The organism is Vibrio rotiferianus CAIM 577 = LMG 21460 (assembly GCF_002741985.1).
GTDB lineage: Bacteria > Pseudomonadota > Gammaproteobacteria > Enterobacterales > Vibrionaceae > Vibrio > Vibrio rotiferianus.
In genome coordinates this window covers 122361-136319 of record NZ_APHW01000002.1, presented here as the reverse complement: position 1 = coordinate 136319, position 13959 = coordinate 122361, and the positions used below count along the sequence as shown (strand labels likewise).

Here is a 13959-nt window from a genome sequence, read left to right as displayed (position 1 = left end):
TAGAACCTATATTAGAATGTCAATGCGCTTTGCCACTCGCGAATCCAAGTCTTGCGCATTTTCGCGACTTCGTCTGCACTAAAGCTCAGTGGCTTGCTTGGCACGCTGAGAGTTTCAAAGCCTTTTGGTAATTCAACCTCTGTCACTGGGTACATCCAGTTACCTGTTGGCATCGCAGATTGGAAATCATCACTCAAAATAAAGTTCATAAACTCATCCGCAAGCTCAGCATTCTTTGAGCCTTTCACCTTAGCCGCCACTTCCACTTGCATGTAGTGCCCTTCGGCAAAATTTGCGCTTGCGTATTTCGCGTCATCTTCTGCAATCAAATGGTACGCGGGAGAGGTCGTGTAAGACAGCACTAAATCTGACTCACCGTTCAAGAACATCGAGTAAGCTTCTGACCAACCTTTAGTAACTGTAACTGTTTTCGTTGCCAGTTGCTTCCACGCTTGAGTCGCATCATCGCCGTAGATGGACTTCATCCACAACATCAAGCCTTGACCCGGCGTCGAAGTACGAGGGTCTTGGTAAATCACTTTCAGATCATCACGCTCTTCCACCAGCTCTTTCATGCTTTTTGGAGGATTCGCCAACTTCTCCTTGTTGTATACAAACGCAAAGTAGCCGTAGTCATATGGTACGAAGGTCTTGTCTTTCCAACCACTAGGCAAAGTCGTTTTCGATGTATCGACATTATGTTCAGCCAGTAGCCCGGTCTTTTTCGCTTCCGCCATCAGGTTGTTATCCAAACCTAACACGATATCCGCTTTACTATTGTTTCCCTCTAAACGAAGGCGGTTAAGAATAGAAACACCGTCGTCCAGCGCAACGAAGTTAACATCGCACCCGCATTTGGCTTCAAACGCTTTTTCGACTTTAGGACCAGGTCCCCAATCAGCAGCGAAAGAGTCGTACGTGTAGACAGTTAGAGTGTTTTCAGCGGCAAACGCTGAAGTAGAAGTGATGGCTGCAAGGGCAATCAGACTAAGAGTGGTTTTCACTGCTCGCTCTCCATTTGCATTAGTAAAAATGAGTTGAGCGGCACAGGGTTGAGACGGTATTTAGGACTTCCAATATCCAGACTCAATTCCTACGCCAGCATTATCTGGTTCAGGTAATACGGGTCCCTGTTTGCTCAACAACGTTAAGCGATTAGGTCTCAGCGCCCAATAGTATTGATAAGATCAATGCCAACTGGGTTTGCTCCCCGATGAGTTGGATGGATTGTAAAGGTCTTTTATTGATTACACAATCAACGTTGGTCATAACCCCAACGTGGCACTAAACCTTGCTCAATGCCAAGGTGATCAAGAATTCTCGCCACCATGAAATCAACCAAGTCTTCGATAGTTTTAGGTTGATGATAGAAGCCCGGCGCTGCAGGCATAATGGTGACACCCATTTGCGAAAGCTTGTGCATGTTTTCAAGATGCAACGTCGAGAATGGCGTTTCACGCACTACAAGCAGCAACTGTCCGCGCTCTTTCATTACCACATCAGCAGCACGCTCAATCAAGTTATCCGACATGCCGTGTGCAATGGCCGCAACACTACCTGCAGAACATGGACACACCACCATTTGCTTAGGCGCCGCAGAACCAGAAGCCACCGGCGAAAACCAGTCGTCTTTGCCACAAACGGTGATGTTATCTGGATTGCAATTAAGGTGCTCAACCAGCGCTTTTTGCGCCGCTTCAGGGCCACTTGGGAGTTTCAGGTCATGTTCGGTCGCCATTACCACGCGCGCAGCCGAAGAGATCAACACGTAGACGTGGTAATCCGCTGCCACTAAACATTCAAGAAGACGAAGTCCATACGGGGCACCAGAGGCGCCCGTTAATGCGAGTGTGATGGCTTTTTTAGGGGTTACTTTTTGCTGCATAAATGTCATTAAGCTTTTTGTTTCAGTTGTTCTAGAAGCTTGCCGTGGATACCACCAAAGCCACCATTACTCATCACGAGAATTTGGTCGCCCGGTTGCGCTCGTTCGACGATTTTTGCGACAAAAGTGTCCATTTCTGCATCAACAAACGCAGGCTGTTTACACTGGTCTGCAATCTCTTGTACCGACCAATCAATGCTATCTGGTTGGAAGAGGAACACCTCATCAGCACTGTGCAATGAAGCCGCCAAAGTATTCTTATGAACACCGCGCTTCATCGTCGCAGAACGAGGTTCTAAAACGGCAAGAATACGTTTTTCGCCAACTTTGTTACGTAAACCGCCCAATGTCAGTTCAATCGCCGTCGGATGATGAGCAAAATCGTCGTAAACCGTCACGCCCTGCTCTTCGCCTTTTAACTCTAAGCGACGTTTGGTGTTAATAAAACGACCGAGAGCCTGACAAGCTAACTCTGGAGCTACACCAACATGACGCGCAGCAGCAATAGCCATCAAAGCGTTATCTACGTTGTGGTCACCAACAAGGTCCCAGTCCACAACGCCTACTTTCTCACCTTGCAGTGACACTTCAAATTTTGAGCCATCAACAACCAGCTTGTGTGCTTGCCAATCACCATCGACACCGGAGAACTGCTTTTCAGTCCAGCAACCGCGCTCGATCACGTCTTGTAGCGACTGATCTTGCTTTGGTGCAAGGATCAAACCGTTGCCCGGAACAGTGCGCACCAAGTGGTGGAATTGACGCTTAATCGCTTCTAGATCGTCGAAGATGTCCGCATGATCGAATTCAAGGTTATTCATGATCAGCGTACGTGGATGGTAATGAACAAACTTAGATCGTTTATCGAAAAAAGCACTGTCGTATTCGTCCGCTTCGACGACGAAGAACATGCTCTCACCCAAACGAGCGGATACACCGAAGTTACCCAGCACACCACCAACAAGGAATCCCGGTTGGTAGCCACAATCTTCTAGGATCCAAGCCAACATACTTGAAGTGGTGGTTTTACCATGGGTACCCGATACCGCCAGAACCCAGCGATCGTGCAATAAGAACTCTTGTAACCACTGTGGGCCAGAGGTGTAACGCATATTGGTATTCAGCACATGCTCAACACATGGGTTACCACGGCTCATCGCGTTACCAATCACCACAAGATCTGGTTGAGGGTCAAGTTGAGAAGGGTCAAAGCCTTCAATAATTTCAATACCTTGAGACTCCAACAGGGTACTCATTGGTGGATAGACGTTGGCATCCGAACCCGTCACTTTATGACCTAGCTGACGCGCTAAAATTGCCGCACCGCCCATAAACGTGCCGCAGATACCCAAGATATGAATGTGCATAAACTTAACCTTGTAATGCGTTCTTTAATCCTTTCATTATCGTGATAACCACCAGAAAAGCGAGAGCCTTTCGCTGTGTTCTTGCAGTCTCTTTCACAAATCTGACAGGGCTTAGGGCTGACTGACCAAGCATTAACCAAGAGATTCGCTTCTTATGCAATAAGACAAATAATTTGCGATCTCAGTCGGTTACTTCATTACCATTAATAAGATCTACGTCATAAACTTACATCTAACGCAATCGTTTAACATCCATAAAGAGATGACCCCATTGCGTGACACCCCCAACGAAATGAAAAATGTAAGGATAAACCATGTCAGGACTGCGCACCCTAGGCGAATTCATTGTTGAGAAACAAGCGGATTTCCCCCACGCTAGCGGTGATCTTTCATCTCTATTAGCTTCTATTCGTTTAGCTGCAAAAATCGTAAACCGCGAAATCAATGCGGCAGGTCTTGGTGATATCACTGGCGCTGTAGGTACAGAGAACGTACAAGGCGAAGATCAGCAAAAACTTGATGTATACGCGAACGACAAGTTCAAAGCAGCGCTCGAAGCACGCGACCAAGTGTGTGGCGTTGCCAGTGAAGAAGAAGATGAAGCGGTTGCGTTCAATAAAGAACTTAACCAAAACGCAAAGTACGTTGTACTAATGGACCCACTCGATGGCTCATCAAACATCGATGTGAACGTATCAGTCGGTACGATTTTCTCTATTTACCGTCGAGTTTCTCCTATTGGTACCCCACCAACAGAAGAAGACTTCCTGCAGCCTGGCCACAAACAAGTGGCGGCGGGCTACGTGATTTACGGCTCATCCACCATGTTGGTTTACACCACAGGTAATGGCGTAAACGGCTTCACTTACGACCCATCGATTGGCAGCTTCTGTCTATCTCATGAAAACATGATGATCCCAGAAGACGGCAAGATCTACTCGATCAACGAAGGTAACTACATCCGCTTCCCGCAGGGCGTGAAGAAGTACATCAAGTACTGTCAGGAGAACGTGCCTGAAGATGGCCGCCCATACACTTCTCGCTACATCGGCTCATTGGTTGCAGACTTCCATCGTAACCTGCTTAAAGGCGGCATTTACTTGTACCCAAGCACGCAAAGCCACCCTCAAGGCAAACTACGTCTGTTGTACGAGTGCAACCCAATGGCATTCTTAATTGAGCAAGCTGGCGGTCTGGCGTCTGACGGTGTAAACCGCATTATGGATTTGAAACCGACCGAACTGCATCAACGTGTGCCTTTCTTTGTGGGTTCAAAGAACATGGTCAACAAAGTCGAAGAGTTTCTTGAGCTGAATCGCGAAGAAGACTAATTTCAGACCTTTGTCCAACGCGGCAGGTGTTTACCTGCCGCGTTTTTGTCGTTAAAGTGAACTGCGCAAATGTTAGCCAGATTAAGCCTCTAAACGCTTAATCCTCAATGAAAAGGAATATTCAAATGAGCTTAAACAACGTACCTGCAGGTAAATCACTGCCTGACGATATTTATGTCGTTATCGAAATCCCTGCTAACGCGGATCCAATCAAATACGAAGTAGATAAAGACACTGGTGCTGTGTTTGTCGACCGTTTCATGTCTGCGCCAATGTTCTACCCATGTAACTACGGCTACGTGAACGACACTCTTTCTCTAGATGGTGACCCAGTGGACGTGCTGGTGCCAACTCCTTACCCATTGATGCCAGGTTCTGTGATTCGTTGTCGCCCAGTCGGTGTACTGAAGATGACGGATGAATCAGGTGAAGATGCGAAAGTCTTCGCTGTGCCGCACTCTAAAATCTCAAAAGAGTACGAAGGCATTCAAGATGTGGACGATATTCCAGAACTACTCAAAGCCCAAATCACACAGTTTTTTGAGCGTTACAAAGAGCTTGAAGCAGGTAAGTGGGTGAAAGTCGACGGTTGGGCTGATGTAGAAGCTGCGAAAGCTGAGATTTTAGAATCTTATGAACGCGCTCAAAGCCAAAAATAGCCTCTAATAAAGAGACAAAGAGCCGCGCTTATTAATTGCGGCTCTTTGTTTTAAGCTGTACTAGGTGCGATTAAATCAGTAACGTTTACTACCCTTGAGGGTTCTGCCCAACTCATATTCTCGACGAAACCTATCGTCAATCTCATCGCAAATACCTCGGTAATAACGCCTGCTTTCACCTAATGAGAAAGCGTCTTGAGCACAATAGTTAGCACGACCTGTTTCATAGCCGTTGCTGTACGCCATGTAAAGCTCATCATCTTTGTTAAGCTCTTGCATAGACAGCTTAGTATCACCCGCTTCCGCGCGCTGCATACCGTATTGATTCCATTGCATGCTGTCAGTACCACTTGGCGGTGTGCTATTAGAACAACCAACAAGCAGCAGTAGTATGATTGGAGATAGATATTTCATCGCAGACCTCCCAAGTCTTTGTTGTATATATCGTCAATGCATACGTTGCTGGTTCAAGTATAGTTCACACTCGCTGGCACCAATCTCCTGAAGCAATCTCTTCGGAAAGTTGTTCTGTATCTTGATAAAGATAGATCCAAGCTTGGCCAAACGGTGTTGCAATGCTCTCTCGTCGGTACTCCACTGGCACATCTTCAAGCAGGTCTAAAGCTTCTAACGTTTGTTCATCAATAAGGTAGACCTCTCCGAACACCCTCTTTTCACCGCGAGACAATGCCGGATAAGGCCCTAGATCGAACAGCGCAAACTGGGCATCAGTCTCATGATGCCCCAAAAACTGTCCTGACTTCAGGTAGTGATGGTTTGACTCTCCTTGACGAAGAGTGCCATAGACAAATACGAGATGCTGCATAACTGCTCCTTGTTATCGAATGCACCTAATCAAACTCGAATTGGTAAAGAATATCGACGGCACTATCTAATCCAGACACCGCCTCGATGTACAGATCCTTCATTAAACGGTAGCGAACGGTGAACTCACCTAACGAATTGAAAATACCAACGCCATATTTCACTTGAAGGCCTGGTAAAATATAGCCACTGACCGTTACTTGAGAGTCATCACCTGAACCTGCCGTGTCCAACTGCAAGTCTTGCACACCGAATGCTTCACCAATCTCACCAACAACTTTGCCGCTTTTTGCTAAGCTTAGACCGATTAACGTAGTAGTCATCGCATTACCGCCAGATTCCGCATCAATATCTTGACCACGTAATAAGTAAGATAATGCATTTGCTTGTGGCATCGCAGGATCAGAGAAGATTTCTACCGAAGGATCACTCGCGGGTCCCGTCACTCGAACACCTGCAGTGACATCATCTTGAGTATTATCTGGGTTACGAATTGCCTTAATAGAAACATAAGGCTGATCTGCAGGACCATTCATCATGATCTTACCTTCTTCAATCACCAAATCTTGGCCGAATGAACGGTAAGAACCATCAATGATGTTTACTTCACCGACAATAAACGGACCTTTATCTTTTTGCGTCACGTTCAAGTTACCTTGCAGCTCACCTTTTAGACCAAAGGCTGACAGCTGAAACTCGTCACCAATTTTAATATTAATATCAGTTTCAACATTAAATGGTAATGCAGGGGTTTCATCAACTGGCTGCATGTCTTTGTTCAAGATAACCGTGTCGCTCGACACGCTGACCGCACTTGGTGGCAGCTCATCAATCAAAATGCGCCCCCACGGTAGATTGATATTACCTTCTACCTTGGCAAGTTTCGGTGTGACATCAATAGTCATATCTGGCTCGACCTTGATTCGCACCATCGGCGGCATATCAACTTTTAGCTCTTTAGCAAACACACGAGCTTTGGTGTGCCAGTTTTCTAGATCGCGCCAATCTGCATCACCGTTAATTTCCAACTTGCCATCTGGCGTAATAATGCCAGCGTCTAAATCCGCTTGATGACCTTTGAAGTTAATCGCAACTTGCCCAGAGTTAATATCGATTGGCGTGACTTCACCTTGCAGCTTCATTTGGTCAATCAGGAACTTACCATCCACTTTCGGATGCATCACATCACCAGACAGAGCCAGGTCGGTGTTCATGTTCGCTTTAAATAGGCTGTACTCACCGATCAGTGGTGCCAAGAAGTCTAAATGGAACGTTGATAGTGATACCTTACCATCGATAGTTGGCCGCTCTGACGAGACATCATTTAACGACACCTTCCCAGATAAATCGCCGTTATCTGTAACGTCAAATAACCACTCAGCATCCAGTTTGTCTTGGGCTAACTTAGCTTTAAGGCTGACACTGTCCCAACCAACCTTAATTGGCTGTTCTAGTGTTTGTTCTACCTGACCTTGCGGCATATCCACATTCACCGTGACTTCCGGTTTCATGTCTGGAGACCATTTTGCAAAAGCGTTGGCGTTCACTGAACCTTGCAGTTTGGTTTCGGCTGGTAAGAACTGTTTGATTTGGTCGAAATCAAAGTTAGTGATGGCTAACTTCGCTTCGCCGCTCTTACCGACACTGATATCTTCACTCAAACACACACTTGATTTTGACTGTAGCCAACAGTGTGCTTGTACATCCGCAATCTGCTTATCAATATTGACTTTAACGGCCGTCGATTTCTGTAGTGCCCAAGGGCCTTGTGGCGTACTTAGCGTGAGTCGGCGTAATGCACCATCCCAGATCATTTCTGGTTTCTGCTTGAAGGTGCCTTCGATTTCTAAACTACTTGAAACGATGTCTGAGACCACGTCTAGAGTCAGTTGGTGCAATTTCTCATCACCACTTAACTCCAAATCAGCACTATCGATTTTAATGTCATCGTAGGTAATGCTCTTCGCAACCAGACTAACATCGGCTTTTGGTGCAGGCAGAGGCGTCACATCCCCTTTTAGAGTGATGGTTTCTACCTTTGCCTGCTGTTGCCAATTCACTTGGTTAAGCGCGAGATCTAAGCTAATGTCTGGCTGCTTTAAACTGCCACGCAGTGCAACTGTACCATTCATCTTACCACCAAGATCAGGAACACTTTTTGCGAAATCGGGGAAGTTAACCTCAACATCCATCAAGATCTGTTTGTCGATCTTACCTTTTGCGCGCAAAGAGTTTGGGCCATGAGATAAAGCCAAGCCTTGCGTATTAAGCCGAATGTCTTCGCCCTTTCCTGTCTTATCTGATGCCTCTAGTTGGCCTTCGATATTCAGTGGGTAACCACGCAAAATACCGTCGATGTCCAGCTTAGGTAGACTGACTTGCCAGCCACCTTGCTCAGTTAGAGAGCCAGAAGTTGATAGGCTACCACTGATGTCACCTTCCGCTTCTTTCCATTGCAAACCAGGCTGAATGTTCTTCAAATTCAGATCTGCTTGCCAGTTAATTGGTGCTGACCACTTAGCCATCACCTTACCAGCTAACTCACCGCCTAACGTTTTGACAACGAGACTGTCCAAATCGATCTGTTCCAGGGTGCCTTTACCGTCTAACACCACGTCCACAGCAGGAATATCTTTACCCGAAGCCTTAGTTTCTAGCGCAACGGTATAGCCCTTTAGTGAGCCTTTGGCTGCGAGGCTAGGAACAGAAACTTGGTAATCACTCTTACCACTTAATGGCCATTGCGCGGCAACATCTTTCAGCTTGATATCAAATGGCAACTCAGGTTTGAGCGGTTGAACTTGACCTTCAATCTTGGCTTTCACCAAGTCAGATAACGTCGCCTGCAATGATAAATCGCCAACCGAACCAGATGCAGACAGCGATAGTTTCTGACCTTTTACATCCGCTTGTTTAACCAGAGCGTCAATCTGCGCTTGAATTGGATAATCGGCTGATAATGTTACTTGAGTACTTAATTGGCCTTCCACTTCTGGCATATCAAGTTCTAGCGTTTTGACATCGACTTTATCACCGCCCGCCGTTGCCTCTAGCCCTAAGTGGTGAACAATCACAGGAGTGTCACCCGCTAATTTAAAGTCATGAATATCGAGACGTTTTGCTTCAACGGTCAGTGGAATCCATACCTCAGGTAGCACAATCCCTTCAGGTTTAGCTTCTGCTGTAACTTGGGTTTTCGCGTCTTTTTGTTGATCTTCCGTAGAGTCTGGCGTCGCTTTAGCTTGCTTCTCTGCTTGCTTAGTCTTTGGCTCCGTATCTTTTGGTTGCGCTGGTTTCTCTTCTGTCGCACCTTCACTTGGTGCAAGTGCCACATTGATAGCTTTCAATGCAGTTGGAGCAATGACCAATCGGTCACCTTGCATCGACAATGCAGTCGAGAAATCTTGCCAATCAATCTTGTTACCTAAGATGTTCAGGTTGATGTCGTTAAAGCTAACGTTGTTAACAAAAATAGGAACGGGAGTACTGATTGAACGAAGCGGTGGTGTTTCTTCTTCTTGCTCTTCGTTTGAAGGCGGCAGCTCTGGCATCTGGACGTTGACACCTTGCAGTGACAACTCATCCACACACACTTTAGGATCGAAGAAGCAACGGAAATTAATCGCTAGCGTTAAGCTATCCACCTTGGCATCAACATGAAGAGACTCATCAACAAAACTGACATTATGCAAAGCAAAACGAGGAAACAGCGAACCTTGTACCTCTTCCACTTTAAGTTGAGGCAAAGCCTTTTCTGCTCCCCAAAGTGCTAACTTCAAACCTGGGTGAGTAAATAATACTGTCGCTATCAAGAGCGAAATCAGCAACACAAAACCAAGCAGACCAAGCGAAAACCATTTCGTCCACTTAAGGGTTGTTTTCATCATAATTCAGGCCCTAAAGAGAAGTGGATGCGGAAATCATTCTTAGGCACGGCATCTAGGCCCCATGCGAAGTCAAAACTCACAGGACCAACAGGAGAAGCCCAACGGATACCAACACCGGCACCTGCTTTCCAATCAGGGGTTTTATTGAATGCATCACCGTAATCGTAAAACGCAGCTAACCACCAATTACCATAGACACGATATTGATATTCCAACGTGCTGGTCGCAATGTACTTAGCACCCGTCAAAGCGCCACTCTCATCAACTGGTGAAATCGACTCATAGCCATAACCACGAATATTGTTATCACCACCAGCGAAGAAACGCAGCGATGGCGACAGTTTTTCAAGTTCATCGGTAATATTTGCCCCGCCCTCTAGGCGTAACAAACCACGATGATTTTCTCCAATACCGCGAATCCACGATGTACGCCCTAGTAGTCGCAACACTCGAGTGTTAGACAACACCGCAGGATCACCGTACTCGATAGTCACGCTTTGTTTATCTCCCCACATTGGCATATTTCCGCCACGAGTTCGGGTTCTTGAAAAAGACGCACCAGGAAGGACAAACTGTACACCGTCTTCTTGCAAGCCTTGAGAATAGTTTTCATACAGGTGACGTACGTACAGAGTCTTATGCCAACCACCATCGGTAATCCAATGGCGCTCGACTGCCAGGTTTGATTCCAAACTCTCCGTATCACGGTTATCAAGACGCTTTAAACCGAACTGAAGTTGGTAGTACTCGTGCAATACATCATCAAGTGGGATTTTATAACCTGCGGTGACAGTTTGCTCTGGCTTAGACAGGGAAAGTGCAGTGTCGAAACTATGGCCTCGTGCACTCACCCACGGTTTTTTCCACTTTAATGTCCCGCGGACACCAGTATCGGTTGAATAACCAATACCCGTTTCAATTTGGTTTTTCGCAGCAGGAGCGAGGGACACTTTAATCGGTAAATCTCGTCCATCGTCAAGCTTAGTTAAATCGGGTTCAACAAACACAGATGAGAACCAATCAGTATTGGACAAGTTTTGATTGTATTGACCGACTTCTGAAACTAAATAGGGTTCCCCCTCCTTAAACGGGCGAAGTGACTCCACACGCTCTTCCCAGATTTGGCTACCCGTAATTTCCACTGAACCAAAGTAGTAGCGGATGCCACTGTTGTAATGTAAGCGTACATTCGCCTCATTAAGCTCTGGAATAACTTCAAGCTTACTAAGCTCAAAATCACCATTAAAATAACCACGTTGCAGCGCCAAATTACGAATGCTTGATTTCAGAGAATCATACTCTCCTTGGTTTAGGATACGGCCCACTTTGAGCGGTGACTTATTGAGCAGCTTAGTAAACTCTTCATCTTGATTCGCTTCACCTGATATCACCACGTCCATGACTTTGATTCTGACAGGTTCACCCGGCTGGACGTTAACGATCAACTCATCATTATCTTTCGTAATAGTGTATGAAATTTTCGCATGATAATAGCCGAGCGCATTGAGTGCTTCGGTGATACTTTGTTCTAATCGCGCCTGAAAACGCAAAGACGTAGAGTAATCATCTTCAGGAATGGAAGACAAATAAGCGTTCACATTATCTTCTAGCGCGCCATCAATCCCCTTTATCGTAAGGGATACATCGGCGTAAGCGCTATGAGAAAAGGCAAGTAGGCTGACAATGATCGGAGTAGCTTTTCTTATCATGCTTTTTAGCTGGACGAGGTTAAATAAACGTAAACAATAATAACGCCAAATAAAGGCTAAGTCTGTAATATTAATAGGTTTAACACGGTCTATGTCATCACAACATCATATTCAGACTGAATAGAGTTTTTCGCAAAATTAAGACATGTATTAAAGGACAGATACCATGCTCAACAAACAGACAATGATCAGTATAGAAGATGCGCTGCCCGGTAGAGAGGCACCAATGCAGATCGAGGACACGCATTTTGTAAATCAATCGAGCTTAACAGCGCAGCCAAAAGCCAACCAGCAACAGCTATTACTCGGCCTGGGATGTTTTTGGGGAGCTGAACGTCTTTTTTGGCAACTCGATGGCGTACTCTCAACATCGGTCGGTTACGCTGGCGGTTATACGCCAAACCCAACTTACGAAGAAGTGTGCACTGGCAAAACTGGCCATACCGAAGTAGTACGCGTGGTATTCGATGAACGCGTGATTTCTTTAGAGCAATTGCTGGCGGTATTCTGGGAAAAACACGACCCGACTCAAGGAATGCGTCAGGGTAACGACTTAGGAACTCAGTACCGCTCTGCCATTTATACTTACTCGCAAGAACAACAGGATGCAGCTGAAAAATCAAAAGCTCAGTATCAACAAGCACTACAAGAAGAGCAGCGCTCGACCATTACGACCGAAATTCAGCCAACTGGACCATACTACTTTGCAGAAACCTACCACCAGCAATACCTAGCGAAAAACCCAAACGGTTACTGCGGCTTAGGTGGCACAGGAGTCTGTTTCCCACCGAGTCTCGAAGAGTAGCGACAACAAAAAAGAGCGACTAAAGTCGCTCTTTTACAATTCTTGATTTTAAATTGGGAGAGAGAGAATCGCTTGGTTTACTTCTCTAAAAATTGAAAGATGTTGCGGATTTTTGACGTCTGGCAGTAACACTTTTCCATTATCAAAACGAAACTCGCCCACACCGACTATTGAGAACTGACCTTTAAACAAAGTCTTAACGAAACGCGCCACCTGACGTGGACGGTACACAGCAAACTCACGTAGCATAACTCACCTCAACATCCTTTTGAGAAAACACCAATTGCTCTTTCCTGGCAATCTTTATGCGCAATTTGCGACTGAGTTCATTCTAACAAAAATCCTCACTATCGCAACTATTTTGCACATCGTACGTTAAATAATTGTTATAAATGGTTCTACATTTTTATTCACTGTAAGTATATACTTGGAAAGTCTCGCAACCCATACGGAACATAACAATATGAAAACTAAGACTCTCCTCCCGATTTTCTTTGCTCTTGCGCCAAGCTTAGCACTTGCTCACAATCTCTCAACGGGGGAAAGCGTCCCTACCGTTAAAGTTGATGCTTACGGAGAGATCGTAATGCAAGGTGAAGGGGTAGCCTACCAACCTTGGGCGACACAACAAATGCTAGGTAAAGTCCGTGTCATTCATGCAATCGCAGGACGCAGCAGTTCAAAAGCAATGAACGCGCCGCTAATGACCGCGCTAACTGAAGCGAAATTCCCAGAAGACGCTTACCAAACGACAACCATCATCAACCAAGATGATGCGGTTTGGGGTACCGGATCATTTGTAAAATCATCAGCACAAGACAGCAAACAAGAATTCCCTTGGTCATCAATGGTACTTGATGAAAGTGGCGTGGTGGCAAACACTTGGGCTTTGCAAGAAGAGAGTTCTGCAATCGTAGTGCAAGACAAGCAAGGTAAGATCTTATTCGTTAAAGAAGGCGCTCTAACCTCTGATGAAATCAACCAAGTACTTGGCTTGATCCAAGAAAACATCTAATGCACCTCAGCTCCTTGCAGACAATAAGCAAGGAGCACCTCCCCTTCATGAACGTAAGCTCTTATTTCACATAAGATAATTTCTCTAGTCGCAACAAAAGAGTGAACTTTTCGCGAAAATGGGTGTTATATTATAACACCAGGTATCGTTTCAGGTTTTAAGATGTCTCCTCGCTGGCAAGTAACCACACATCATTGGCGTCGCACTGTTGTATTACTCAGTGTTGCGTTACTGCTTGCATGGAACTTTGCCACCATCGCACATCAACTTGATCTCATTCCAGAGCACCATAGCCATCATCATTGCCAGATGTTTGCTGGCTCACATCATGGCTTGGCTAAAGCTCAACCCGAACTTCTCCCCCCCCAACTTACCAGCGTTCGACGTATTCTGACTGTATCGAAACACAGTTTCACGTCAGTGATGTACGCTACACTGCACGCGCACCGCCTATATTTGCCTAAACTTAAGAAGCC

12 protein-coding genes and 1 pseudogene are annotated in these 13959 nt (G+C 45.8%); 5 read left to right on the top strand and 8 right to left on the bottom strand.

Annotation, left to right across the window (positions count from 1 at the left end; genetic code table 11):
- Positions 1 to 11: 11 nt before the first annotated feature.
- The 3 genes from thiB to mpl form a co-directional block, all read right to left on the bottom strand.
- The gene (gene thiB, locus B853_RS01450) at positions 12 to 1004 is read right to left on the bottom strand and encodes a thiamine ABC transporter substrate binding subunit (RefSeq protein WP_038885340.1); all 993 of its coding nucleotides are present in this window, start codon (positions 1002 to 1004) and stop codon (positions 12 to 14) included.
- Between the two features lie 251 nt (positions 1005 to 1255).
- Complete coding sequence (locus tag B853_RS01445; protein WP_038885341.1) at positions 1256 to 1894, bottom strand: flavin prenyltransferase UbiX; 639 nt, start codon at positions 1892 to 1894, stop codon at positions 1256 to 1258.
- Positions 1894 to 3252, bottom strand: a complete 1359-nt coding sequence (gene mpl / locus B853_RS01440) for a UDP-N-acetylmuramate:L-alanyl-gamma-D-glutamyl-meso-diaminopimelate ligase (RefSeq protein WP_038885342.1) — start codon at positions 3250 to 3252, stop codon at positions 1894 to 1896. The genes B853_RS01445 and mpl overlap by 1 nt, the downstream gene beginning before the upstream one ends.
- A 314-nt stretch (positions 3253 to 3566) precedes the next feature.
- Between mpl and fbp the strand changes: the two genes are divergently transcribed.
- Both fbp and ppa read left to right on the top strand, forming a co-directional pair.
- Positions 3567 to 4583, top strand: a complete 1017-nt coding sequence (gene fbp, locus B853_RS01435; protein ID WP_005430527.1) for a class 1 fructose-bisphosphatase — start codon at positions 3567 to 3569, stop codon at positions 4581 to 4583.
- 125 nt (positions 4584 to 4708) lie between these two features.
- Positions 4709 to 5242: an inorganic diphosphatase gene (gene ppa / locus B853_RS01430; protein WP_038885343.1), complete on the top strand. Its 534-nt coding sequence runs from the start codon at positions 4709 to 4711 to the stop codon at positions 5240 to 5242.
- A gap of 75 nt (positions 5243 to 5317) precedes the next feature.
- On the opposite strand, the gene B853_RS01425 is transcribed toward ppa, so the two are convergent.
- From B853_RS01425 to tamA, 4 genes are all read right to left on the bottom strand, one after another.
- Complete coding sequence (locus B853_RS01425; RefSeq protein WP_010445425.1) at positions 5318 to 5656, bottom strand: DUF2799 domain-containing protein; 339 nt, start codon at positions 5654 to 5656, stop codon at positions 5318 to 5320.
- Positions 5657 to 5720: 64 nt separating this feature from the next.
- Positions 5721 to 6068 (bottom strand): gamma-glutamylcyclotransferase family protein, encoded by a 348-nt coding sequence (locus B853_RS01420; RefSeq protein ID WP_038885344.1) that lies wholly within the window; start codon positions 6066 to 6068, stop codon positions 5721 to 5723.
- A 25-nt stretch (positions 6069 to 6093) separates the two neighbouring features.
- Positions 6094 to 9954 (bottom strand): autotransporter assembly complex protein TamB, encoded by a 3861-nt coding sequence (gene tamB / locus B853_RS01415; RefSeq protein ID WP_038885345.1) that lies wholly within the window; start codon positions 9952 to 9954, stop codon positions 6094 to 6096.
- Complete coding sequence (gene tamA, locus B853_RS01410) at positions 9951 to 11663, bottom strand: autotransporter assembly complex protein TamA (protein ID WP_038885346.1); 1713 nt, start codon at positions 11661 to 11663, stop codon at positions 9951 to 9953. The genes tamB and tamA overlap by 4 nt, the downstream gene beginning before the upstream one ends.
- Before the next feature lie 166 nt (positions 11664 to 11829).
- Between tamA and msrA the strand changes: the two genes are divergently transcribed.
- The gene (msrA, locus tag B853_RS01405) at positions 11830 to 12468 is read left to right on the top strand and encodes a peptide-methionine (S)-S-oxide reductase MsrA (protein WP_038885347.1); all 639 of its coding nucleotides are present in this window, start codon (positions 11830 to 11832) and stop codon (positions 12466 to 12468) included.
- A 48-nt stretch (positions 12469 to 12516) separates the two neighbouring features.
- Here msrA and B853_RS01400 read toward each other — a convergent pair whose 3' ends face one another.
- On the bottom strand, positions 12517 to 12717 hold the full coding sequence (locus B853_RS01400; protein ID WP_010445417.1) for a DUF1107 domain-containing protein: 201 nt from the start codon (positions 12715 to 12717) through the stop codon (positions 12517 to 12519).
- A gap of 214 nt (positions 12718 to 12931) precedes the next feature.
- On the opposite strand from B853_RS01400, the gene B853_RS01395 reads away from it, so the two are divergent.
- Together B853_RS01395 and B853_RS01390 are read left to right on the top strand one after the other, a co-directional pair.
- A complete protein-coding gene (locus B853_RS01395) occupies positions 12932 to 13483 on the top strand; it encodes a YtfJ family protein (RefSeq protein ID WP_038885349.1) in 552 nt (183 codons plus the stop codon).
- Positions 13484 to 13645: 162 nt separating this feature from the next.
- A pseudogene (locus B853_RS01390) lies at positions 13646 to 13947 on the top strand (DUF2607 family protein).
- Positions 13948 to 13959: the final 12 nt, after the last annotated feature.

Bases quoted from the DNA above. Each gene is read 5' to 3' on its own strand.
- B853_RS01445 (WP_038885341.1), bottom strand. From the start codon at position 1,894: ATGACATTTATGCAGCAAAAAGTAACCCCTAAAAAAGCCATCACACTC.
- mpl (WP_038885342.1), bottom strand. From the start codon at position 3,252: ATGCACATTCATATCTTGGGTATCTGCGGCACGTTTATGGGCGGTGCG.
- fbp (WP_005430527.1), top strand. From the start codon at position 3,567: ATGTCAGGACTGCGCACCCTAGGCGAATTCATTGTTGAGAAACAAGCG.
- ppa (WP_038885343.1), top strand. From the start codon at position 4,709: ATGAGCTTAAACAACGTACCTGCAGGTAAATCACTGCCTGACGATATT.
- B853_RS01425 (WP_010445425.1), bottom strand. From the start codon at position 5,656: ATGAAATATCTATCTCCAATCATACTACTGCTGCTTGTTGGTTGTTCT.
- B853_RS01420 (WP_038885344.1), bottom strand. From the start codon at position 6,068: ATGCAGCATCTCGTATTTGTCTATGGCACTCTTCGTCAAGGAGAGTCA.
- tamB (WP_038885345.1), bottom strand. From the start codon at position 9,954: ATGATGAAAACAACCCTTAAGTGGACGAAATGGTTTTCGCTTGGTCTG.
- tamA (WP_038885346.1), bottom strand. From the start codon at position 11,663: ATGATAAGAAAAGCTACTCCGATCATTGTCAGCCTACTTGCCTTTTCT.
- msrA (WP_038885347.1), top strand. From the start codon at position 11,830: ATGCTCAACAAACAGACAATGATCAGTATAGAAGATGCGCTGCCCGGT.
- B853_RS01400 (WP_010445417.1), bottom strand. From the start codon at position 12,717: ATGCTACGTGAGTTTGCTGTGTACCGTCCACGTCAGGTGGCGCGTTTC.
- B853_RS01395 (WP_038885349.1), top strand. From the start codon at position 12,932: ATGAAAACTAAGACTCTCCTCCCGATTTTCTTTGCTCTTGCGCCAAGC.